Here is a 22663-nt window from a genome sequence, read left to right as displayed (position 1 = left end):
GGACGGCGTAATAGAAATGCCGCGACGATATTGGCGGAACCACTCCGGCCTTGCGCAAGCCAGCCAGACAGTATTCTTAAACGGGGGATTTTTCGGGAACAGGATCAGTATTTTAAGCTGGTCGGAGTGGAGTGATTCGAACACTCGACCCCCACGTCCCGAACGTGGTGCGCTACCAGACTGCGCTACACTCCGTGACCAGCGGCGCTTCTATAGACCAGCCATTTTTGATGCACAAGCACCAATCTCAAAAACCTTTTGATTTTTGACGAAAAAATTACACCCGCATCTGCCTAGAAAAGTGGCAGGAAACAACGGCCGAAAATGCCGGCGTGCAAAAGACGCAACAGATCAAGTAAAATCCCGTTTGTACACAATGATAGGAATTTTCTTTTGCCGGCTTTGGCGCTAAAGCCCTAAGCGGGACAGGTGGAAATGTCGTGGGACAGCGCGGCTTTTCCGCGACCTTTGCGTGACAGAAGCTCAAGGACGACACGATGAATATCCGCATGATCACCGCGGCTGGACTGTTGCTGGCGCTGGCCGGTTGCAGCACCACGACGACAACAACGACAGCAGCCCTGCCGCTGCTTGCGAAGAACCCCGTTCAGGATCGCTGGCAGGGCCAGTCTGCAGGCCGCTTCTTCGCGGCTTACGGACCGCCGCTCTCCGATCGCGACGAAGGCGGCAATCGCGTCTACACTTGGCGTGGCGGCTACAAGAACGTCACCGTCGTCAACAAGGAAGGCAAGAAAGCCGGCAAGCGCTCCCTCAGCTGCAAGGCCGACATCGTCACCAACCAGAGCTACGAAATCCGCTCGGTCAAGATTCTCGGCGACCAGCCGGGTGTCAGCGGTTCGTCCTATTGCGCCGAGCTCCTGGCGCCGCCGGAAAAGACTGCAAAAGCTGACCAAGCGGACTGAAGCCAAAAGCTTCATCCCGAGACAATATAAGCGGGCGGCCTGAAAGGTCGCCCGTTGCGTTTGGAGTCGCGCACCTAGCGACCACTGTCTCAGTACAAAGAGGATAGGATGTGGCTGGGGCGCCAGGATTCGAACCTGGGAATGCCGGTACCAAAAACCGGTGCCTTACCGCTTGGCGACGCCCCAACATGGGAAATGGCTGTCATGCCAGCCAAACCGGCGTCTGATTAGCAAAGGTCGCATCGCGCTACAATGACTAAGTGATGCACGGACGCATATTTCTGTGTGCTTTCCAGGCGGCTATGATAGGTCTTGTTGCACTGCATTCGAAATAAGGAGGCTTGATGAGCCAGTTTCGCGCCCGCCTTTCGGCTGTGCCTACCGTGCTTCTCGATGACGCGGTTTGCCGCATCACGCGCTGGGATTTCGAGCCGGGTGCCGATACCGGGCATCATGTCCATGGCCTCGGCTATGTCGTGGTGCCGATGACCGATTGCCAGTTTCTTCTGGAGGAGCCGGGCGGCGACAGGCGGGTCGATATCGCCAAGGGTGCCGCCTATCGGCGTGAGGCAGGCGCCGAGCACAATGTCGTCAATGCCGGCACCGAGCCGATGTCCTTTATCGAAATCGAATACAAACAATCATGAGTACGCCTGACTTCGACCTCGCCTTCGAACCCGCCTATGGCCGGGCCGTTCCCATTGCGCCCGGTATCGAGCGGATGACGGTCAACAATCCCAGCGCCTTCACGTTCCACGGCACCAACAGCTACATCGTCGGCGGCCCTTCCGTCGCCGTCATCGATCCCGGTCCGGAGAATGACGAGCATTTCGCTGCCCTGATGGCGGCGCTGAAGGGGCGCGAGGTCACGCATATCTTCGTCAGCCACACCCATCGCGATCACTCGCCGCTGGCCAAGCGATTGAAGGAGGCAACGGGGGCGCTGACCGTCGGCGAAGGGCCGCACCGTGCTGCGCGCCCGCTCCATCAGGGCGAGGTTAATCCTTTTGCCGAAAGCTCCGACACGGAGTTTCGGCCTGACATCGTGCTTGCCGATGGTCAAAGCGTCGCCGGAGACGGCTGGCAGCTGACGGCGCTGCTGACGCCGGGCCATACGGCCAACCACGCCTGCTTCGCACTCGACGGCACCGGCATCGTCTTTTCGGCCGACCATGTTATGGCCTGGGCGACCTCGATCGTCGCGCCGCCGGATGGTTCGATGGCGGACTATATGACCTCGCTGGAACGTCTTCTTGCCCGCGACGACCGGTTGTTTCTGCCCGGTCACGGCGGTCCGGTAAAGGAGCCAGCCTCCTTCATGCGCGGCCTCAGAACCCACCGCCGCATGCGCGAGCGCGCCGTGCTGGAGCGCATCAAAGCCGGTGACCGGCTGATCCCGGACATGGTGAAAGCCATCTATCGCGATACGGACCCGCGCCTGCATGGCGCAGCCGCCCTTTCGGTGCTGGCACATCTGGAAGACCTGGTCGAGAAGGGTCAGGTGGAAACCGATGGACCGCCGGCGCTCCTGGGCGCCTATCGTCCTGTGTGAGCTGAGACGGGTGATTATCGGCGATTTCAGAAGTTTGATGGCGGGCACGGTTCCCCCTCTCCCCTCGGGGAGAGGGCAGGGTGAGGAGGTGTCAAGAGCACGAAATTCCCGCATCCAAAGCGGCAAGCCCCCTCATCCGACCCTTCGGGCCACCTTCTGCCCGAGGGGAGAAGGAGAGATTGGGAAACTCAGCTTCCGGCAATGCCGAGCAGTTCCGCATCCAGTGCCTTTAAATAGTCATCGGCCAGATCGGCGCTGACGCCGAGATCATCCTGGCCGTAGCGGGAGGCGACGCGAATATCGACGAGCGTCGTTTCCGCCTCCTCGCGAATGCGGATCAATATATCGCATGGCAGGCCGAAAATGCGGGTTCGCGTTTCACCCTGCAGGATGACGTCGGTATTCTGGCGGATGAGTTCCGCAACTCCATCGCGGAAGGGACGCGGGGTCGGCACGGGAACAATGGCGGGCACATCACCGGCGGCGCTGCCGTCCTGCGCCGGATTGGCGGTCTGCGGGCGTGTACGGCGTTTCGGCTTCACGTTGCCGTTCGGATCCGCGACATCGGCGCCTTCAGCCTTGATGATGGTGATGTGGCGATCATGCGCGACCTTGCGCACCGCTTCCAACACGCGGTCGGACGCACCCTCGTAACGACGGCTGATCAAGGCGGGATAGGCCTCGAACTGCGCCTCGCGTTCCTGCTGCGTCACTAGATGGCGCGGCGGCAGCCACAGTTGCCGCGTATCCGGGGTCGCCAGCCAGTCAGGCGGATCGTTGAGGTCGGTCGAAATCTCGTAGATATGCGGGCGCGTCCAGTAGCGCTCGGTGCCGAGGCCTAGAATGGCGAGCGGCAGAGCGGCATAGACAACCGCCTTGACGGCGGAGACGCCGCCAATGGCAGCGCTCTGCCATAGTTGGGCCAAACCGACCAGCGCCAGTAGCACCGCCAGGATCGCGCAGCCGGCAGAAATCAGTAGCAGCAGGACGAAATAAGGCGTTTCCAGCGGCGCAAAACGGTGGCCGATCAGCGTCACGCCACAGAGCACCAATGCAAATGAAGCGATCAAACGCGCGGCACGGGCGGCATGTGAAACAGGACGGTCGAAACGAATGGTCATCAAGGGCTCGTCGGCGCGTCGGATCGGAAGCCGGATGCACCGAATCCCGGAAAGCGACTTATGTTTAGATCAAGAAATGCCGAAAATAAATCGAATGTCACGGCATCGTCGTCCAATGTTTTGTCGAAGCTCAAACCAGTAACGCCTAGACCAAAAACGTGAGCACTTGCTTAAATTCCTAAAAAAGGCCATTCTTTAGCGTTTTATCGAGGCTGTGAAAGGACTTGATGAGATGGAACCGATGCTTTCTCAAGACGTCGCGGCCCAGTCGCTGCCGGGAGCAACGATTACCGGAGCCGACGCGAGCGACCCGTTTCTGCCGCTGGAACTGCTGGAACTGGAGCTTTCGCTCGAGGGTTTTTCCGGTGGCGAGCCCGGCTTCTGCGAAGCCGTGCGCAAGGCAGCTTCGGCCGTACAGGGCGATTTCCTGTTCGATCTGCCGGCTGAAGGGCTGATACCGGATTGCCGCAGATTGGCGGTGCTGCGAATTCCGGAAGGAGACGCGACGATGCGCACCCTCTTTGCCGCGCTGGACGAAGATGGCGCGGAAATCCGCCTCCTGCAACCCGACGGGGAGACCGAGCACCTGCTGCGCTTCGCCGATGCCTTCGTCGATCTCTTGCAGCGGATGCCGGCAAAGCCGAGGGAAGCGGCGTAAGCAACCCTGCCTGCGGCGGAATACGCCTTTCGCGCCACCACGCGCGGCGCTATAGTTTTTGCCTGTAAATCCGCATTCAGGATAGCATGTCATGCGTATCGCAGCTTCCGTACTATCTCTCCTCGCCATCATGCTTGCGCTTTCCTCCTGCCAGACGGCCGAGCAAATTCGAGCAGCCGACGAGTCCAGATGCAGTGGCTATGGCTTCAAGCCAGGCAGTCAGAATTTTGCCAATTGCCTGATGAATCAGGATCTTAGCCGACGCGCGGATCAGCGAGCTTTCATGGAAAGCAACGATGATTTCTTCTGGGGTCCAACCATCGTCGTTGGCGGTCCTGGATATTACTATCATCGCGGCTACTGGCGCCACTGATCCACGAACATCCAGATTTGGAAAATCAAGCCCGCCCTTTGATCGCCGCCTGCGCCGCCGCAAGCCGCGCTATCGGCACACGGAACGGCGAACAGGACACGTAGTCCAGCCCGATATCCTCGCAAAAGTGAATCGAGGCGGGGTCGCCGCCATGCTCGCCGCAGATGCCGAGCTTCATGTCGTTGCGCGTGCGGCGGCCACGCTCCGACGCGATACGGATGAGTTCACCGACCCCATCGAAATCGAGCGAAATAAAGGGGTCATGCTCGATGATGCCCTTGCGCTGATAGGTCGGAATGAAGGCGGCGGCATCGTCGCGTGACATGCCGAATGTCGTCTGGGTCAGGTCGTTCGTGCCGAAGGAGAAAAACTCAGCAGCCTCAGCGATGATGTGGGCGCGCAAGGCCGCGCGCGGCAGCTCGATCATCGTGCCGACGAGATAGTCGATCTTCATCTTCGCTTCGGTCATCACGGCGCGCGCCACCTCGTCGATGCGGGCCTTGACGTAATCCAGCTCCGAGCGCAGGCCGACCAGCGGCACCATGATTTCCGGCACGACCGCCGCGCCTGTTTCGCGCGCAGCGAGAACCGCGGCCTCGAAAATCGCGCGTGCCTGCATTTCGACGATCTCCGGATAGGAAATCGCCAGGCGACAGCCGCGATGGCCGAGCATGGGATTGAACTCGTGCAGCGCATCGACCCGCTGGCGCAGCGCAGCCGGCTCCATGCCCATGATCCCGGCCACTTCGGCAATCTCCTCATCCGTCTTCGGCAGGAATTCGTGCAGCGGCGGATCGAGCAGGCGGATCGTCACCGGCAGGCCATGCATGATGGTGAACAGGCCGGTGAAATCGAGCCGCTGCATTGGCATGAGTTTGGCAAGGGCGGCACGGCGCCCCGCTTCGTCCTCCGCAAGGATCATCTCGCGCATCACATGGATACGGTCGCCTTCGAAGAACATGTGCTCGGTGCGGCAAAGGCCGATGCCCTCGGCGCCGAAAGAGCGAGCAGCCCGCGCATCGGCAGGCGTGTCGGCATTGGTGCGCACCGTCATGCGGCGCGAGCGGTCTGCCCAGGCCATGATGCGCCCGAAATCGCCCGAAAGCTCCGGCTGGATCATGGGCACTTCGCCCTTCAGCACCTGGCCGGTAGATCCGTCTATCGTGACGATGTCGCCCTTCTTCAAGGTGACGCCGATGCCGATCAGCTTTTCATTGCGAATGTCGATGCGCATGGTGCCGGCGCCGACGACGCAGGGAATGCCCATGCCGCGGGCAACGACGGCCGCGTGGCTCGTCATGCCGCCGCGGGTGGTCAGGATCGCCTCGGCGGCATGCATGCCATGAATATCTTCAGGGCTCGTCTCGATCCGTACGAGAATAGCCTTGCGGCCTTCTTCCTCGGCAACGATCGCCTCTTCCGCGGTGAACACGATTTCGCCCGTCGCCGCACCCGGCGATGCTGGGAGACCGGAGCCGATGACCTCGCGAGGGACGCGCGGATCGATCGTCGGATGCAGAAGCTGATCCAGCGACGTCGGATCGATGCGGGAAACCGCCTCATCCTCGGTAATCAGCCCCTCGTCGACCATGTCGACGGCGATCTTCATCGCCGCCTTGGTGGTACGCTTGGCATTGCGGGTCTGCAGCATCCAGAGCTTGCCGCGCTCGATGGTGAACTCCAGATCCTGCACGTCGCGGTAATGCGCCTCCAGCTGCGCGCAGATGCTGCGGAACTCGGCAAAGGCTTCCGGCATCAGCTTTTCCATCGACGGCTTTTCATAGCCGGAGGCGATGCGGGCGACTTCCGTGATGCTTTGCGGCGTGCGGATGCCGGCAACGACATCTTCGCCCTGCGCATTGACGAGGAATTCGCCGTAAAGCTCCTTCTCCCCCGTCGATGGATTGCGCGTAAAAGCAACGCCTGTCGCGGACGAATTGCCGAGATTGCCGAACACCATCGCCTGAATGTTGACGGCGGTTCCCCATGCCTCGGGAATATTGTGCAATTGGCGATAGGTGACGGCGCGCGCATTCATCCAGCTGGCAAAAACTGCACCGACAGCGCCCCAGAGCTGAACCTCCGGCTCCTGCGGAAAGGCTTCGCCCAACTCTTCTTCGATGACGCTCTTGTAGATCGAGACGACGTGCTGCCATTCGACGGCGGTGAGATCTGTATCGAACTCATGGCCGAACCGCGCCTTTTCATCCTCCAGAATCTCTTCGAAAACCTCGTTGTCGAGACCCATGACGACATCGGCATACATCTGGATGAAGCGGCGGTAGCTGTCCCAGGCAAAACGAGCGTCGCCGGCATCGTGGCCGAGGGCTTGCACCGTGGCGTCGTTGAGGCCGAGATTGAGGACGGTATCCATCATGCCCGGCATCGAGGCACGGCCGCCGGAACGCACGGAAACCAGCAGCGGCCGCGCTGTATCGCCGAACCTGCGTCCGGTAATGGCCTGCATCCGCTGCAAACCCCGCATGACCTGCGGCTTCAGCTCTTCGGGAATCTTGCGGCCGTTCTTGTAATAGAAGGTGCAGACGTCGCTGACGATCGTCAGGCCCGGCGGGACCGGCAGGCCGAGATTGCACATTTCCGCAAGATTCGCGCCCTTGCCGCCGAGCCGTTCAAAATCGCCGGCGCCCCCCTCGGCCTTGCCGTCGCCGAATGTATAGACCCAATTCGTCATCGTCTCCGTCCAACTCCTCCGGTTGAACTTAATTCACTGCAACACAAATGAAAATCGACAAATACGGCAAAATGTTGCACTGCACAATAAATATGACCTGAATGCTCCCGATTTCAATCGATTGATCGAAATCGAGAGCCTCCGGGTCCATCCAGAGCGACTTGATGGCTAAGCTTGCGGTTCGCGCCGGGCCAGAATCTTGTCGATGCGCATGCCGTCGAGATCGACGATCTCGAAATGCCAGTCGCCGAAGGAGAAGCTTTCGCCCACCTCGGGCAGATGGCCGAGCTGATAGAGTGCAAAGCCCGCGAGCGTATGGAAATTGACCTCCTCCTCGCTGAAGCGAAGCCCCAGCCGTGCAAAGGCGTCATAGACGGGCATCATGCCTTCCATCAGCAGCGATCCGTCGGCCCGCTCGACGACATCGGGCGTGTCGTTGTCCATATCGGGCAGGTCGCCGGCAATCGCTTCCAGCAGGTCCGTCTGTGTGACGATGCCTTCGAGGCTGCCATATTCGTCGATCACCATGGCGAGGCGGACTGGCGCGCGCTTGAAGTTTTCAAGCACCTTAAAGACGGCCGTGGATTCATGAACGACCAGCGGCTGGCGGATGACGGCCATGGGGTTCAGCGGTTCCCCGTTCAGAAGCTGGTCGAGCAAATCCTTCTTCAGGATCATGCCAATCGGCTCGTCGATCGAGCCGCGGCCGACGAGAAGCTGCTCGAAGCGGCTTTCGCGGATAGTCTTCTGCATTTCCTCCGGCGGGTCCTCGGCATCGATCCACTCGACCTCAAGCCGCGGCGTCATGATATCGGAGACGTCGCGGTCGCCGATATTGAAGACGCGCTCGACCAGATCCTGCTGAGCCTGCTCCAGTAAGCCAGCTTCCTGGCTTTCGGCAATCAGAAGCTTGATTTCGGCCGGCGAATGCAGCGAACCCTCGCCCGCGCCGGGACGCAGCCCGAAGAGGCGAAGCACGAGATTGCCGAGCCCATTCAGCACGCTGATGGCCGGCCGTAGCAGGAAGAGGAACAGGCCGAGCGGGCGCACGACACCAAGCGCCGTGCCTTCGCTGCGCTGCAATGCCAGGCTCTTCGGCGCGAGTTCACCAAGCACGATATGAAGCGCCGTGATGATGATGAAGGAAATGGCGACGGCGATCGCATGCGATCCGGCCGCGGCCCATGTTCCAGGCAGAAAATCGAGCAGGGGTTCGAGCAGATGAGCAAGAGCGGGTTCACCGACCCAGCCAAGCGCCAGCGACGAAATGGTGATGCCGAGCTGCGTGGCCGCGAGATTGGCATCGAGATTGTCGACCGCCTTTTGCAGCGCCTTGGCGTTCATCCGCCCTTCGGCAACAAGCTCCGTCACGCGACTGCGGCGGACGGACACCAGAGAAAACTCCGCCGCAACGAAAAAGCCGTTGGCGGCGACGAGCAGTAATACGGCAAGTATTCCGAGGAAATCGAAAATACCGCCAGTCGAACCAGACATACTTCCCTTCCGGGCGGATCAGCGCCCATGTTGTTGATCGAAAAACGAAACTAGCACGCTTTCATGAACCGCGGCAGCCGACGCAGCAATTTCTTGTCGAAACGGGAACAGTTTTCGCAATCCAGACGTGGAACGACGCTCAAGCGATTTCGCGCAGCCGTTCGGCGGTCTGCAGATCCACGGAGACGAGCTGCGAGACGCCCTGCTCCGCCATGGTGACACCGAAGAGCCGGTTCATGCGGGCCATGGTGATCGGATTGTGGGTAATGACCACGAAGCGCGTCTCTGTGGAGGCAGCCATCTCGTCCATCAGATTGCAGTAACGCTCGACATTGTGGTCGTCGAGCGGCGCATCGACTTCGTCCAGAACGCAGATCGGCGCGGGATTGGTAAGGAACACCGCAAAGATCAGCGCCATGGCCGTCAGTGCCTGCTCGCCGCCAGAAAGCAGCGTCATGGTCTGCGGCTTCTTGCCCGGCGGGCGGGCGAGGATTTCGAGGCCTGCCTCTAGCGGATCATCCGACTCGATGAGCTGCAGTTCCGCCGTGCCGCCGCCGAAAAGATGGGTGAACAGGCGCTGGAACTGCGCATTGACGACGTCGAAGGCAGCGATCAGACGTTCGCGGCCCTCGCGATTGAGGCTCTGGATCGCGCCGCGCAGCTTCCGGATGGCGTCGATGACGTCATCGCGCTCCTTGATCAGCGCCTGCAGCCGCTCCGTCAGCTCCTTGCTCTCCTCCTCGGCGCGCAGATTGACGGCACCGAGACGCTCGCGCTCGATCTTTAGGCGCTCCAGCTCGCGCTCCACCTCGCGGAGGTCAGGCACGCTCTGCGATGCCGCGAGACCGGTCAGACGCATGGCCTCATGCGGCTCGACGTTGAGGGACTGGCGGATGCGCAATTCGCTTTCCTGCCGCCGCTCGCGCGCCGACACAAGCCGCTCCTCGACACGACCGCGCTTCTCACGGCTTTCCGCCAGTTCGGAGAGGGCCGTGGTCGCATGACGATCGGCCTCGCGCTGAACGACCTCCGCTTCGGCAAGACGATCGGCAGCATGGCGTCGAGCCTCCTCCGCCTTCTGAAGCTCATTCATCAAGGCGCGACGCCTGTCATCGAATTCATCGGGTGCCAAATCGAGTTCGGCCGCTTCCTCGCGCGCTTCCTCCTCACGGTCGCGCAGCGTCTGAATGTGCTCCTCGGCGCTGGCAGCGCGCTGGCGCCAGGTATCGCGCTCCTGCCGGATCGCCAGAAGACGGCGCTGCCGCGCCTCGTTTTCGCGGTTCAGGCCTTCGTGGCGCGCCCGAGCTTCGGCCAGGACGCCGCGATCCGTCGCGACTTCAGCCTGCTGGTCGCGCAGCTTCAGATCGATAGCGTCGAGATTCGGCGCATCTTCCAGTTCGATGCGGGCATTCTCATCCTGCACGGCCACATCTTCCAGCTGCTCCCGCAGCCGGCTGACGGCCTCGACAATCACATCGCGGCGGCGGATAAGATCGCCGGACGCGCGCTCCGCTGCAGCAAGCGCTTCGCGCGCCTCGGCCAGATGCCGGGCGGCAAGGCGGCTGGCGTCGCGGGCGGTCGCGAGACGGCCCTCTTCGGCCCGGATCGCATCGGCGGCTGCCGCAAGGCGCTCCTCGGCCTCGGCTAGCACATCACGCGCAAGCTCGGCTTCGGCCTCTAACTCGGAAAGACGGTTCTTCTGGGCGAGCCGCAGGGCAGCCGCACTCGGCGCATCGGCGCCGGTTACATGACCATCCCAGCGGAACACGGCGCCGTCCCTGGTCACCAGCCGCTGCCCCGGCTTCAGCTCGGGCATCAGTCGCAGCGCATCTTCCACCGAAACAATGCCGATCTGACGCAGGCGCCGCGTCAATGCCGCCGGCGCGCCGACATGGGTAATCAGCGGCGCGGCACCTTCCGGCAGGGCCGGGTCGTTGGCACCGCTGCCATTGTCGGACCAATAGACCGGCGCCTTGGAATCGAGCGAGGACTCCAGATCATCCCCGAGCGCTGCGCCAAGTGCTGTCTCAAAGCCGCGGTCAACGCGCAGCTCTTCAGCCACGGATGAAAAAGCACCGGAGGTATCACCCGCCGCCAGCATCCTGGAAATGGTGCGCGCTTCGGTTTCCAGCGCATTCAGGCGCGCCCGCGCCTGCTCGACCGGACCGCGGGACAGCGCCTCGGTTTCGCGCGCCCTGGCGAGAACCGCTTCGATACGCTGGATTTCGCCCTCCGCATCGGCGACGACATTCTCAGCCGCCTCGACCATGTCGCGCTTTTCGCTTGGGTCGGGCAGATCCGCCATCTTTTCGTCGATGGCGGCAAGCTCGTTGTTTGCTTCGTCGACCTGCCGCTCGAGCCGCATCTTGCGATCGGCGAGATCGCGGATGGCGCGCTCAAGCTGATTGCGGGCGGCAGCGGCTTCGGCGCGTTCTGCGGTCAGAACAGTAAAAACCCGCTCGCTGTCGGCGAGCTTGGCAGCGGCTCCCTCGAAGGCGATACGCGTCTCTTCCGCGAGCCGGCCGGAATCGGCGAGGATGTCAGCAAGATCAGCCTCTTCGGCGTCCAGCTTGGCAAGGATGGACGCGTTATCGGCGACAAGGCGCTGTTCGCGGCTGATGTCCTCCGCCAACTGTGCCAAGCGACGGGTCAATTCATCCCGCCGCCGCAGGATGCGGTTGACATCCTCCTCCAGTTGCGAGCGGGCGATCTGCAGACGCTGCAAAGCGGCCGCAGCCTTCGCCTCTTCGTCGCGCAGTTCCGGCAGTTTGAAGCTGGCGATGCCCTGCGCCTTTGCCGCTTCCATCTGGATCTGCGCCTTTTCGGCGACCAGCACGGTTGCCTGGTTCAGCGCGCTATCAGCCTCGGCCTCGGCCTCCTTGGCCTGCACCCAGCGGATATGCAGTAACATGGCCTCGCGAGCGCGGATATCGGCCGAGAGCATCTTGAAACGGTTGGCCTGGCGCGCCTGGCGCTTCAGGCTTTCGATCTGGCTTTCCAGCTGCGACGTCACATCGTCAAGCCGCTCGAGGTTGCCTTCGGCGGCACGCAGGCGCAGCTCGGCTTCATGCCGGCGCGAATGCAGGCCGGAAATGCCCGCGGCCTCTTCCAAAAGCTGGCGTCTCGCCTGAGGCTTGGCCTGGATCAGTTCGCCGATGCGTCCCTGCCCGACCATGGAAGGCGAGCGGGCGCCGGTGGAAGCATCGGCAAACAGCAGCTGCACATCCTTGGCGCGCGCTTCCTTACCGTTGATGCGATAGACGGAGCCCTGCTCGCGCTCGATGCGGCGCGTGACCTGAATTTCGTCGCTATCGTTGAAGGCGGCTGGCGCGGTGCGGTCGCTATTGTCGAGATAGAGGCCGACTTCGGCGGTGTTGCGGGCCGGACGGTTGCCGGATCCGGAGAAGATCACGTCGTCCATGCCGGAGGCGCGCATGTTCTTGTAGGAATTCTCGCCCATCACCCAGCGCAGTGCTTCGACAAGATTGGACTTGCCGCAACCGTTCGGGCCGACGACGCCGGTCAGGCCGCGCTCGATGACGAATTCCGCCGGTTCGACGAAGGATTTGAAGCCGACGAGTCTCAGCCTGTTGAATTTCATAGGCTGATCTCCACCCTTCCCTTGAGAGGGCGGGTCGGACTGGAGGTGGGAGGTGGAACGATCAAGCGTTCACCCCGGAAATCATCCTCATTCGCGCGGTCCGCGCAACCTCCTCCGCAGAGGGGGAGGTCATAAAAAACAGGCGTGCGGCCCCAGCCGCCCGCCTGTGATGTAAAAAGGCGCGGATCAGAGCAGGCTGTCGATAAGCTTCGACATGGCAGCAATAGACATGTCCCCTGCATAGCGCTTGCCATTGATCAGGAAGGTCGGCGTGGCGTTGACGCCGAAATCCTTGGCTGCGCGTTCCCGTACAGAGTTGACATCATCCAGAAGCTTCTGGTTCGTCAAGCATTTCGTGAAGCTATCCTCAGTAAAACCAGCGAGTTTCGACATCTGGAGCAATGCGGCGCGGCCGTCGACGTCGGGCGAGGCCCAGGCGATCTGCTGCTTGAACAGCATTTCGACCATCGGCATGTATTGTTCCTGCGGGGCGCAACGCGCCAGCATGAAGGCGGCGGCAGCGCGCGGATCGAACGGGAATTCGCGGATGATGAAGCGAACCTTGCCGGTATCGATGTATTTCTGCTTGATCGTGTCGAAAGTCGTGACGGCAAAATGCGCGCAGTGCGGGCAGGTCAGCGACATGTATTCGACGATCTTGACGGGCGCATCTTCCTTGCCGAGCGCAATCTCCGGCAGCGGGCCGGGCTTCAGCACTTCGTTCATGTCGACATTGCCGTCGGACGGCGGCACTTCATCTTCGGCAGTCGCGGCGGATGCGGTGCCGGCAAAGGCGGAGAACGCCACGGAGAGGGCGGCAACGGCAGAGCCGCCCAGCAGGTGGCGTTTGGTCAAGAGCATGTCGGACATCGGCATAGAGTCACCCGTCGTTGAAAGAGGTCTTCGAATGTTTCATGCGATATAACGGCAGCTTGCCGCTAACAAGGCACGGTTGGCTAACTTTCTTCAAAGAATTGTGACCTGGGAAAGACAAAAAGCTAAAATTGTCATCGGAATTGATAGAGACGCACGCGAGTTCAGTGCTCGTCGAGCAAGGTCGATGGGATATTCTGACCAGCATAAAAGAGACGCAGAATAACGACTTGCTCGTTCTTGATATGGTAAGCGGCGGTAACCCGCCGCTCAAACACCAATATCCGAACACCCGGCCCTAAATTCTCACGTTGAGGACCTCGATCGGCCATCGTCTCAAGTGTTTTGCACTGCTGCTGGAGCCGTTGGATAAACGACAATGCGCGGCTCGGGTTATCTTTCGCTATGAATTCATAGATACCTACGAGATCGTCTTCGGCAAGAGCGCTGAAAACAATCCTATAATTCACGTCCAGCTGCTTTCATTCGTTCAGCATGTATTCTTTTAATTCTATCGAAAACCTCGTCGGCATCTCTGCCGGGCCGTGGGTCATCAAGCGCTTCCTGGATCTTTGCGCGCATGATTTGATTTATGACTTCTTCTTCGCGGTCCAATGCTCTCAAAGCAGCACGCAGAACTTCGCTGGCAGAATCGTATGCTCCGGATTCCAGTCTCGCATCGACGCCGCGCTGCTGATTACCCAGTGTAACCGTTATCGGCCTACTGCTTCGCATATCCAGTTCCCTTGCAAATACTCCGCCTGAGTATGACAGTGTCATTAACAAAAGCAAGTCTGGATCAGGCCTTACCCCGCTTCCACACCATGGCCGTGCCCAAACGCTGAACGGCGGCCCTGATCTTCTCATCCTCGATGCCGTCCATCATGTCGGCCAGCTTCCGCGCCGCTTCGCCTTTCAAGGGCGGCGGTGTGCGGGAACGCTTGGAGGCGACCGATACCGGCTTCTGCACGATGCGGATCTGATTGACGGCATAGAAGCCGAAGAAGCTGTTGATGCGCTGGATGAGTTCGCCTTGCGCATGGGTCAGGAAGAGTGCCCGCGCGCCCTCGCAGGCGATCGTCAGCACACCGGGCTGATAGCGGTCGTCCACGCCGGGGCCGGTTCGCTTCGCCCATGCGATCTTTTCCGGCCGCGTGCAGTCGGCAAAGTCCTCGCCGGCGATTTCGTCCCAGCAGCCGAGCAGCGTCGTGTTGATGCCGGCACGCTTTGCCAGCACCGGATCGACGATGCCGTTGGTCAGCTCGGAAATCTGCTTCTCGCCTTTTCGGGGATAACTCATCTCAATCGGCTTCCAGTGCATGCTTTGTACATCGCGGACCTTGATCGCCCGACGCATCTTGGCCAAGTATAGAGCACTTCCCCTCGACGCGGCAAATCATGACCACGACTTTAGAATCCCCCACGGCCGCACGCCTGCTTGCCTGGTACGACCGCCACCATCGCGACCTGCCCTGGCGGGTCTCGCCGCCGATGGCCGCGCGTGGCATCAAGCCCGATCCCTATCGCGTGTGGCTGTCGGAAGTGATGCTGCAGCAAACGACCGTGCCGGCGGTCAAATCCTATTTCGCCAAATTCCTGGAGCGCTGGCCGACGGTCGATGATCTCGCCGCCGCCGCGAACGAAGACGTCATGGCGGCTTGGGCGGGGCTCGGCTACTACGCGCGCGCGCGCAATCTGAAGAAATGCGCCGAGGCGGTGGCAGCCGATCATGGCGGCCGTTTTCCAGATACTGAGGAAGGCCTGCGCGCGCTGCCCGGCATCGGCGACTACACGGCTGCTGCCGTTGCCGCGATCGCGTTCAATCGCCAGGCAGCCGTGATGGACGGCAATGTCGAGCGCGTCATTTCCCGCCTCTATGCGATTTCGGCGCCTTTGCCCGGCGCCAAGCCGCTGATGAAACAGAAGGTCGCCCTGCTGACACCTGCCGGCCGGCCGGGCGATTTTGCTCAGGCAATGATGGATCTTGGCGCGACGATCTGTACGCCGAAGCGCCCGGTCTGCTCGCTCTGTCCCTTCAACGGCGCGTGTCAGGCTCTCGCCACGCATGATCCGGAGCAATTCCCGGTCAAGGCGGCAAAGAAGGAAAAGCCGGTGCGCCAGGGTGCGGCTTTCGTTGCCGTCAATGACGAGGGCGAGATCTTCCTGCGGCGGCGTGTCGAAAGCGGGTTGCTGGGCGGCATGACCGAGGTTCCGACCACCGGCTGGACGGCACGCATCGATGGCGAGACCGGCATCGAGGCAGCCCCCTTCCCGGCCAATTGGCAGCCGGCGGGCACGGTGACGCATGTCTTCACGCATTTCGAACTGCGGCTGTCGATCTGGCGCGCGAAGTCGGTCTCTCAGAATGACAACCATGACGGATGGTGGGCGCCGGTTACAAATCTTGAAGACCAAGCACTGCCTACAATCATGAAAAAAGCGATCGCGCAGGCTATTCCCAATGCGTTCGCAAAAATGCGTTTGGGCTAAAAATTAGGAATTCATTCATGACGACGGAAATACGGCATATCGTTTTCGATATTGGCAAGGTTCTCATCCACTATGATCCAAACCTTCCCTACAGCCGGATCATTCCGGACCATGCCGAGCGCGAATGGTTCTTCGCCAATGTCTGCACTCATGAATGGAACCTCGAGCAGGATCGCGGCCGCACCTGGAGCGATGCCGAGGCATTGCTGATCGCCGATCATCCGGAGCGCGAGGAACAGATCCGCAGCTTCCGCAAATACTGGCACGAGATGGTTCCGCATGCCTATGACGACAGCGTCGCCATTCTAGAACAGCTTATCGCTGAGGGACGCGACGTCACCTTGCTCACCAATTTCGCCTCGGACACCTTTCGCGAGGCGCAGGAGCGTTATCCCTTCCTCAAGAAGCCACGCGGCGTGACGGTTTCCGGTGATATCGGGCTGATCAAGCCGAATGTCGAGATTTATGATACCCACGCCAAGAGCTTCGGTCTCGATCCGGCCTCGACGATTTTCATCGACGATTCCTATCCGAACGTCGAAGGCGCGCGGGCTGCCGGCTGGCATGCAGTTCACTTCACCGGCGCCGAGAAGCTGCGCAGCGATCTCGCCGCCCATGGCATAAAGGTTTGAGCCAATGACCTTCGATCCCGCACAACGCATCGATCTGTTCCATGACGCAATCAATCGCCTCGACTATGTGGCGATCGAGAACTTCTTCGCCGAGGATGCCACCTATGTCTCCAACGGCGTCGGCAGCCTTGCCGGCCGTGCGGCAATCATGGAAGCCTTCCGCGGCTATTTCGACACCTATCCGGACCAGACGGCATCGAATTCCCTCGTGGAAACGCTGACGCCCCTGTCGGGCCGCGCCGTCTGGTCTGTCCGGGCCACCAACAGCAAAACGGGCAAGCCGCTGATTCGCGAAGGCGAGGAAACGATTACCTTTAACGAGGACGGCCGCGTCGTGCGGGTCGACGTCACGGATTATCAGGAGTTCTGAGATCCGAAGCTGAAAAACCCAGGGCCTTGCCGTACAATATATCCGATAAGGCCCTGGGTGTTTCGTCTTCTTCCCAACTGGAGGTACACGACGGAAGAAGACGGATATGTCGATCCGAAAGGCATCCGGCAGCCGCGAGGCGGCTTTGAAACCGGAACCGTCTAGCGGTTGAGACTATTCAACCTTGGCCAGATCGCTGCGGATGATGGCTCTGAGTTCGTCGATCGGACGCAGGGAACGGCCGTCGTCGAAATGCCAGAACATCCACCCATTGCATGCATCAAGGCCCTGGACTTTCGCGCCAAGGCGATGAATGGAGCCGGCCTCGCCACCAGAGGCAACCGTTCCGTCGGCGCGGACGATGGCGCTATGGCGGCGCTTGGCATCCGTCAGCACCTGGCCGGGCTTGATGAGGCCGCTTTCGATGAGCACATTGAACGCCACGCGGACTTCGGCCTTCTTGCCGGTCATCACGGTCAGTTCCGCCTTGCCGAGCGGTTCTACGGCGGCGATGCGGGCGCTTGCCGCGTCGATATAATCCTGCTCGCGCTCGATGCCGACGAAGTGGCGGCCGAGGCGTTTGGCAACGGCACCGGTCGTGCCCGATCCGAAGAAGGGATCGAGAATGATGTCGCCGGGCTTGGACGAAGCCATGATGACACGGGCCAGCAGCGCTTCCGGCTTCTGCGTCGGATGCACCTTCTTGCCGTCGTCGCCCTTCAGGCGCTCATTGCCATTGCAGATCGGAAACAGCCAGTCGGAACGCATCTGCACGTCGTCATTGGCGGCCTTCATGGCATCGTAGTTGAAGGTATAGCCCTTCGCCTTGGCGTTCGGACTCGCCCAGATCATCGTCTCATGCGCGTTCTGGAAGCGGCGGCCCTTGAAATTCGGCATCGGGTTGGTCTTGCGCCAGACGATGTCGTTCAAGATCCAGAAGTTCAGATCCTGCAGCGTCGCGCCGACGCGGAAGATATTGTGATAGGAGCCGATGACCCAGATCGTGCCCGTCGGCTTCAGCACGCGACGGCAGGCGAGCAGCCAGGCGCGCGTGAAGGCATCATAAGCTTCGAAGGAGGCAAACTGGTCCCACTCGTCGTCGACGGCATCGACCAGCGACTGATCCGGACGGTGCAGCGTGCCGCCAAGCTGGAGATTGTACGGTGGGTCGGCGAAGATGACGTCGACGGATTGATTGGGCAGTGCCTCAAGAGCGGCCACGCAATCGCCCTTGATGATCGTGTCGATCCAGGACCCCGGAACGGCTGAAGTCCTGAGGTCGGCAAGCGGGAAAACTGACGCCATGTGATACTCGCTGTTACACTTACTCGGTGCTCTTAATTGAGTGTTATGGTTACCTAACTTGGTTACCAAAGACTAAAGCGGCGTCATATTTTCTGCATTCCCGACGAAGCCGCCGAGAATGCAGGCCTCGTAAAAAGGCGCTATCGCGTTGAAAGCCCTAGATATCGTGCACTGCGTGGCTGTCGTCGGGCGCTTCTGCGCGTTCGCTCATCCCATAATCGCGAAGCACCTGCGCGACACGCAAACGATAGTCGACAAACACCGTCTTGCGCCCCGCTTTCTGGGCGGCGCGATGCGCCTCGCGGTTTCGCCATTCGCGAACGGCTCTCTCGTCGCGCCAGAAGGACAGCGACAGGATCTTGCCCGGCTGAGTGAGGCTCTCGAAGCGTTCGATGGAGACGAAACCGTCGATGGCCTCCAGTTCCGAACGCAGCCTTGCGGCAATGTCAAGATAGCGCTGACGTTCGTCGGAATGGGGAACGACTTCGAAAATGACTGCGATCATGGCGATATCCTTGGAGCGTGCGGCAGGGAGATATTTTTCAGGAAGATGCGATCCTCCTGCAAGATGAAACGCTCGCGGCGGGCAAAATCGAGATTGGCCCGCGCCAGCGGATCAGCAGCGAGGCTCTTGCGATAGGCCTCATAGGCGGCGAGATTCTCGATATTGTAGATGCTGTAGGCTGTCGTCAGCGATCCCTCGTGCGGGCCGAAATAGCCGATCAGGTCGGCGCCGTTGCGCGGGATGACCTGACCCCAGGCCTTGCCGTATTCCGCGAAGGCGTCCTGCTTGAACGGGTCGATCTGGTAGCGGATGAAACAGGTGATCATTGGCTTTCTCCTTTGCTGATGCAGAGGTTTTCGCACATTGCAGGACGGAGATGGTTCGGTTACGATCGAAGTATGAAAGAAGGTCCAGACATAGCACAGATCGGCTCGCTGATCGGCGATCCGGCGCGAGCGAATATTCTGACGGCGCTGATGGGCGGTCGTGCGCTGACGGCGACGGAACTGGCGGCGGCTGCCGGCGTGACGCTGCAGACTGCGAGCGCGCATCTTTCCAAGCTTGAAGCTGGCGGTCTGCTGGCACAGCGCAAGCAGGGCCGGCATCGCTATTTCACGCTGGCCGACGATCGGGTCGGCAAGCTGCTCGAGAGCATCATGGGCTTTGCCGCAAGCCGCGGCCATCTGCGCCATCGTCCCGGCCCAAAGGAACCGGCGCTGCGAAAGGCGCGCATCTGCTACGATCATCTGGCCGGCGACTATGGTGTGCGCATGCTCGATAGCTTGATCGAGGCCGGGTCGATCTCCGCCGTGGGCGAAGGTCTGAGCCTGACGGCGAACGGCGAAAAGCATCTGGGATCGATCGGCATCGACCTCTCCGGGTTGCGCTCGAGCCGCCGCCCGCTTTGCCGATCCTGCCTGGACTGGAGCGAGCGGCGCGCGCATCTCGCCGGCAGCCTCGGCAAGGCGCTGCTTTCGAATTTCTTAGACAAGGGTTGGGCACGACGAACGGAAAACAGCCGCTCGATCTTCTTCACGCCTGAGGGCGATCGCCGGTTTCTGGCGCTCTTTCCGCTTGAGCTAAGCGATGGCGCCCCGCAGCCTGAGCCGGATGATAAGCCCTAGGCTGCTTTGATCAGGACACCGCTGAAATTGGTTGCAGCAATGCGGCTGCAGAGCTCACCCCATTCGCAGCCGAGGCAGGCGTGACGGATTTCACCGCCGGCGAAATTGCGACGGAGTTTTGCAAGCAAGCCGGCATCAGGCACCAGCACCGCACCTATGCCGATCTCCTCGCCCAGCAATGTCGAGATATCGGCGAGAGCTACCGCATCCCGCTCGATGACCGAAGCCTTGAGGCAGTGCGGCTCTTCCTCGCCGAGCAGCGGCGCGCAGATGTCATCGGGGCCGGAGACCAGTTTGATCTCCTCCCCTTCCGACAGCCGCTCGGCGATGCGGCGATAATTGTCGGTGAAGGCCGAGGTATAGCCTTCACCGACGAAGGTCAGCATGCAGAGCAGATGATGGGCGCGAAGCCTGACGGTCAATTCAGACGCGCCTTGCCGCTATAGACCTGGATGGTCTTCAGCACGGCAGCTGCAAGCGCCGACTTGAGCACGGCGCCGAGGATGAAGGGCGCTACGCCAAGCAGCCAGCCCTTTTCCGCGCCGATCAGCGCTGCAAGCCATGCACCGCCGATGGCAAGGCAAAGAATGTTGGCCGAGAGATGGGCGATGAAGCTGCGCACGATGCGGTTGCCGCTCCAGCCGCGCTCCGCAAGCCAGCCGACAAGGGCTGCGATAATCGGGAAGGAGACCAGATAACCCGCCGTTGGACCCATGAAGGGCGCAACGCCGCCTGCCCCGCCGGCAAGCACCGGAAAGCCGATAGCGGCTTCGCCCAGCCAGGCAAGAACCGTGACCGCACCAAGACGCCAGCCATAGAGCGCGCCGATCATGGTGATTGCGAATGTCTGCATGGTGATCGGCACCGGCACCATCGGCACAGAGATTCGCGATGCGAGCGCCAGGATCAGCGTTCCGGCGAGAACGAACACGGTCTTGGCAACAAGCGAACGCTGGCCGAGACGGAGCGGATCGAAAGCGACTTCATCATGATGCTGCAACAGGGACATGGGCTCTCCTTTTAAAATTATAGATAATTTTTGAGTCTCATCTATTTTATGAGAGAGATCGCGAAATCAGGCAAGTAGCAGCAGTACAAAATCCCGATAAAGTTCGGGATTTCGTTGAAAAATAAGGCTAATTAAATTCGGGAGAGGCAGCGAACGACAACCGAGCATCGAACAAAATACCGGGACATTGACGCAGCAAACATTCCCTTGGAGCACCGCTTCCAGAGCACTTCCGGCTACTCACCTTAAAATTATCTATAATTTTTAGCCGACGATTGCGAAGGCGTCGCGTGTCGATCCCGAAGGCGTGCGCACTGGCGCACGGCCGATCCATTGCACATGCTTCTGCAGGATCGCGGCAGCCTCTTCGGCCCGCCCCTGACGGAGCGCGGCCAGAATGGCGCGGTGGTCGTGATCCGTGCGCTTCTCCCAGCCGGATTGCCAGGCGGAGAAGAGAAAGCGGGCGCTCACGGCATGCAGATCGTCGATCGCCGCGAGCAGACGTGCCATGCCGCAGGGCGCCAGGATCAGGCGATGGAAGCGCCGATTGGCCTCCTCCCAGGCGTGGACGTCACCGGCGGCATCGCCATCGCGCGTCGCCTGTTCCGCCTCATCCAGAATAGCTGAAGTCAGATGCGGGGCTGCATGCTTGAGTGCAAGACCTTCGAGGGCTGCGCGCATTTCCGCAACCTCGCGGACTTCCTTGAGATCGAAAGAGGCGACACGGACGCCACGACGCGGCAGGCTGATTGCCAGCCCCTGCGCCTCCAGCCGGCGGAACGCCTCGCGCACGGGCACGTGGCTCGTGCCGAACTCTTCGGCGATGTGATCCTGCCGCAGGCGGGCATCGGGCGCGATCTCGCCGCGGATGATGCGGTCGGCAAGCACCCGGCTGATGCGGCTGGCAATAGTGTCGTCGCGCTCCTTGGCCATGGCCGATCCTTAAAGGCGGCCCCATCCGATGTCGAGGGCCGATGTCGAGCGACAAGAAACCCTCGTCACCTCTTTTGTGCATTTCGACCCTTTCGCTCACTGCAGCGCAGCCATGCCCGCCAATTGGTTGAGCTTTGCCGACATATCGTGTAAAGCCCGGCGGTCGTTTTTCAGAGCACCTCCCGAAACACTGATGGTTTCCTGGAGCGTGCCGATCCCAGCCAGATCAAAGGCAGTAATTTCATGAGCAATGGTTTCGACCTCATCATTTTCGACTGCGACGGCGTTCTGGTCGATTCGGAAATCATCGCGGCCGAGGTCGAATCGAAGCTGCTGACCGATGTCGGCTATCCGATCAGCACCGAGGAGATGGGCGAGCGCTTCGCCGGAATGACCTGGCGCAACATCTTGTTCGAAGTCGAGCGCGAAGCCAGCATTCCGCTCTCTGCATCGCTGCTCGACAAATCCGAGAAGCTGCTCGACCTGAAGCTTGCCAGTGATGTCCAGGCTATCCCGGGCGTGCCGCAGGCGTTGTCGCGGCTGCCGATGCCGCGCTGCATCTGCTCAAATTCCAGCTCCGCCCGCCTCGAGATGATGCTGACGAAGGTCGGCTACATCAAGCTGTTTGCTCCGAACATCTTTTCCGCCAAGGACCTCGGTGCCGACCGCGTGAAGCCGAAACCGGACATCTTCCTGCATGGCGCCAAGCAGATGAATGTCAGCCCGGCCAATACGATCGTCGTCGAAGATTCCGTCCACGGCGTTCAGGCCGCGCGCGCCGCCGGCATGCGCGTCATCGGCTTTACCGGGGCATCGCATACCTATCCGTCGCATGCCGATCGCCTGACCGACGCTGGTGCCGAGACCGTTGTCAGCCGTATGGCCGACTTGCCGGGCGTCGTCATGGCGCTCGCCGAATGGGACGGCGTCCTCTAGGACGGATTGAAATACAGACCAAAAGAAAAGGCCCTGCCAATCGGCAGGGCCTTTTCTTTTCAACCGTCGCTC

At 60.9% G+C, this 22663-nt stretch carries 24 protein-coding genes and 2 tRNA genes; 10 read left to right on the top strand and 16 right to left on the bottom strand.

The features are described 5' to 3' along the window. Nucleotides 1–118: 118 nt before the first annotated feature. Nucleotides 119–195: transfer RNA gene (locus FHT85_RS09975), tRNA-Pro, on the bottom strand. Nucleotides 196–497: 302 nt separating this feature from the next. Between FHT85_RS09975 and FHT85_RS09970 the strand changes: the two genes are divergently transcribed. After that, nucleotides 498–923, top strand: coding sequence for a hypothetical protein (locus FHT85_RS09970; RefSeq protein ID WP_112412411.1), 426 nt, complete (start codon nucleotides 498–500; stop codon nucleotides 921–923). Nucleotides 924–1034: 111 nt separating this feature from the next. Here FHT85_RS09970 and FHT85_RS09965 read toward each other — a convergent pair. Next, nucleotides 1035–1109 (bottom strand) — tRNA-Gln (locus FHT85_RS09965). A 158-nt stretch (nucleotides 1110–1267) separates the two neighbouring features. Here FHT85_RS09965 and FHT85_RS09960 point away from each other — a divergent pair. Beyond that, the gene (locus FHT85_RS09960; RefSeq protein ID WP_112412412.1) at nucleotides 1268–1570 is read left to right on the top strand and encodes a cupin domain-containing protein; all 303 of its coding nucleotides are present in this window, start codon (nucleotides 1268–1270) and stop codon (nucleotides 1568–1570) included. Continuing rightward, entirely contained in the window at nucleotides 1567–2475 is a 909-nt protein-coding gene (locus FHT85_RS09955) for an MBL fold metallo-hydrolase (protein ID WP_112412413.1), read from the top strand. The genes FHT85_RS09960 and FHT85_RS09955 overlap by 4 nt, the downstream gene beginning before the upstream one ends. 188 nt (nucleotides 2476–2663) lie before the next feature. Here the strand turns inward: FHT85_RS09955 and FHT85_RS09950 are convergent, their stop codons facing one another. Continuing rightward, nucleotides 2664–3596: a DUF1499 domain-containing protein gene (locus FHT85_RS09950; protein WP_112412414.1), complete on the bottom strand. Its 933-nt coding sequence runs from the start codon at nucleotides 3594–3596 to the stop codon at nucleotides 2664–2666. A 241-nt stretch (nucleotides 3597–3837) separates the two neighbouring features. Here FHT85_RS09950 and FHT85_RS09945 point away from each other — a divergent pair, with 241 nt between their 5' ends. Beyond that, on the top strand, nucleotides 3838–4254 hold the full coding sequence (locus FHT85_RS09945) for a hypothetical protein (RefSeq protein WP_112412481.1): 417 nt from the start codon (nucleotides 3838–3840) through the stop codon (nucleotides 4252–4254). Between the two features lie 91 nt (nucleotides 4255–4345). Then, complete coding sequence (locus tag FHT85_RS09940) at nucleotides 4346–4627, top strand: hypothetical protein (RefSeq protein ID WP_112335530.1); 282 nt, start codon at nucleotides 4346–4348, stop codon at nucleotides 4625–4627. A 25-nt stretch (nucleotides 4628–4652) separates the two neighbouring features. On the opposite strand, the gene ppdK is transcribed toward FHT85_RS09940, so the two are convergent. The 7 genes from ppdK to FHT85_RS09905 form a co-directional block, all read right to left on the bottom strand. Next, complete coding sequence (gene ppdK, locus FHT85_RS09935; protein WP_112397953.1) at nucleotides 4653–7319, bottom strand: pyruvate, phosphate dikinase; 2667 nt, start codon at nucleotides 7317–7319, stop codon at nucleotides 4653–4655. A gap of 168 nt (nucleotides 7320–7487) precedes the next feature. Then, nucleotides 7488–8813, bottom strand: coding sequence for a hemolysin family protein (locus FHT85_RS09930; protein ID WP_112335528.1), 1326 nt, complete (start codon nucleotides 8811–8813; stop codon nucleotides 7488–7490). Nucleotides 8814–8952: 139 nt separating this feature from the next. Further along, nucleotides 8953–12414 (bottom strand): chromosome segregation protein SMC, encoded by a 3462-nt coding sequence (gene smc, locus FHT85_RS09925; protein WP_112412415.1) that lies wholly within the window; start codon nucleotides 12412–12414, stop codon nucleotides 8953–8955. Nucleotides 12415–12600: 186 nt separating this feature from the next. Further along, on the bottom strand, nucleotides 12601–13290 hold the full coding sequence (locus FHT85_RS09920; protein WP_112397956.1) for a DsbA family protein: 690 nt from the start codon (nucleotides 13288–13290) through the stop codon (nucleotides 12601–12603). 161 nt (nucleotides 13291–13451) lie between these two features. After that, nucleotides 13452–13757 carry a type II toxin-antitoxin system RelE/ParE family toxin gene (locus FHT85_RS09915; RefSeq protein WP_112397957.1) on the bottom strand — a complete coding sequence of 102 codons (306 nt, stop codon included), beginning with the start codon at nucleotides 13755–13757 and terminating at the stop codon, nucleotides 13452–13454. Beyond that, nucleotides 13747–14022, bottom strand: coding sequence for a type II toxin-antitoxin system ParD family antitoxin (locus tag FHT85_RS09910; RefSeq protein WP_041677268.1), 276 nt, complete (start codon nucleotides 14020–14022; stop codon nucleotides 13747–13749). The genes FHT85_RS09915 and FHT85_RS09910 overlap by 11 nt, the downstream gene beginning before the upstream one ends. Before the next feature lie 64 nt (nucleotides 14023–14086). Beyond that, nucleotides 14087–14587, bottom strand: coding sequence for a DUF721 domain-containing protein (locus FHT85_RS09905; RefSeq protein ID WP_112412482.1), 501 nt, complete (start codon nucleotides 14585–14587; stop codon nucleotides 14087–14089). A 98-nt stretch (nucleotides 14588–14685) separates the two neighbouring features. Between FHT85_RS09905 and mutY the strand changes: the two genes are divergently transcribed. From mutY to FHT85_RS09890, 3 genes are read left to right on the top strand one after another with little or no spacing between them, the layout of a single operon-like run. Further along, nucleotides 14686–15777, top strand: a complete 1092-nt coding sequence (gene mutY, locus FHT85_RS09900) for an A/G-specific adenine glycosylase (protein WP_112412416.1) — start codon at nucleotides 14686–14688, stop codon at nucleotides 15775–15777. A gap of 17 nt (nucleotides 15778–15794) precedes the next feature. Then, nucleotides 15795–16409 (top strand): HAD family hydrolase, encoded by a 615-nt coding sequence (locus FHT85_RS09895; protein ID WP_112335525.1) that lies wholly within the window; start codon nucleotides 15795–15797, stop codon nucleotides 16407–16409. 4 nt (nucleotides 16410–16413) lie between these two features. After that, nucleotides 16414–16779 carry a nuclear transport factor 2 family protein gene (locus FHT85_RS09890; protein ID WP_112335524.1) on the top strand — a complete coding sequence of 122 codons (366 nt, stop codon included), beginning with the start codon at nucleotides 16414–16416 and terminating at the stop codon, nucleotides 16777–16779. A gap of 174 nt (nucleotides 16780–16953) precedes the next feature. Here the strand turns inward: FHT85_RS09890 and FHT85_RS09885 are convergent, their stop codons facing one another. The 3 genes from FHT85_RS09885 to FHT85_RS09875 form a co-directional block, all read right to left on the bottom strand. Continuing rightward, nucleotides 16954–18084 (bottom strand): site-specific DNA-methyltransferase, encoded by a 1131-nt coding sequence (locus FHT85_RS09885; protein WP_112412417.1) that lies wholly within the window; start codon nucleotides 18082–18084, stop codon nucleotides 16954–16956. Nucleotides 18085–18241: 157 nt separating this feature from the next. Continuing rightward, nucleotides 18242–18589, bottom strand: a complete 348-nt coding sequence (locus FHT85_RS09880; RefSeq protein ID WP_112412418.1) for an antibiotic biosynthesis monooxygenase family protein — start codon at nucleotides 18587–18589, stop codon at nucleotides 18242–18244. Further along, nucleotides 18586–18915, bottom strand: coding sequence for an NIPSNAP family protein (locus tag FHT85_RS09875; RefSeq protein WP_112412419.1), 330 nt, complete (start codon nucleotides 18913–18915; stop codon nucleotides 18586–18588). Before FHT85_RS09875 ends, FHT85_RS09880 begins: the two co-directional genes overlap by 4 nt. Before the next feature lie 72 nt (nucleotides 18916–18987). On the opposite strand from FHT85_RS09875, the gene FHT85_RS09870 reads away from it, so the two are divergent. Then, a complete protein-coding gene (locus tag FHT85_RS09870; RefSeq protein ID WP_112412420.1) occupies nucleotides 18988–19713 on the top strand; it encodes an ArsR/SmtB family transcription factor in 726 nt (241 codons plus the stop codon). Here FHT85_RS09870 and FHT85_RS09865 read toward each other — a convergent pair. From FHT85_RS09865 to FHT85_RS09855, 3 genes are all read right to left on the bottom strand, one after another. Further along, nucleotides 19710–20135 carry a DUF1284 domain-containing protein gene (locus tag FHT85_RS09865; RefSeq protein WP_112335519.1) on the bottom strand — a complete coding sequence of 142 codons (426 nt, stop codon included), beginning with the start codon at nucleotides 20133–20135 and terminating at the stop codon, nucleotides 19710–19712. The genes FHT85_RS09870 and FHT85_RS09865 overlap by 4 nt on opposite strands. Beyond that, nucleotides 20132–20722: a biotin transporter BioY gene (locus FHT85_RS09860; protein ID WP_112397962.1), complete on the bottom strand. Its 591-nt coding sequence runs from the start codon at nucleotides 20720–20722 to the stop codon at nucleotides 20132–20134. The genes FHT85_RS09865 and FHT85_RS09860 overlap by 4 nt, the downstream gene beginning before the upstream one ends. Before the next feature lie 264 nt (nucleotides 20723–20986). After that, the gene (locus FHT85_RS09855; RefSeq protein WP_112335517.1) at nucleotides 20987–21655 is read right to left on the bottom strand and encodes a GntR family transcriptional regulator; all 669 of its coding nucleotides are present in this window, start codon (nucleotides 21653–21655) and stop codon (nucleotides 20987–20989) included. Between the two features lie 243 nt (nucleotides 21656–21898). On the opposite strand from FHT85_RS09855, the gene FHT85_RS09850 reads away from it, so the two are divergent. Continuing rightward, nucleotides 21899–22591: an HAD family hydrolase gene (locus tag FHT85_RS09850; protein ID WP_112335516.1), complete on the top strand. Its 693-nt coding sequence runs from the start codon at nucleotides 21899–21901 to the stop codon at nucleotides 22589–22591. The last annotated feature ends 72 nt before the right edge of the window (nucleotides 22592–22663 follow it).

It is taken from the genome of Rhizobium sp. BK312, assembly GCF_014193605.1.
Lineage (GTDB): Bacteria > Pseudomonadota > Alphaproteobacteria > Rhizobiales > Rhizobiaceae > Rhizobium.
This window is presented reverse-complemented; position numbering and strand designations above follow the sequence as displayed.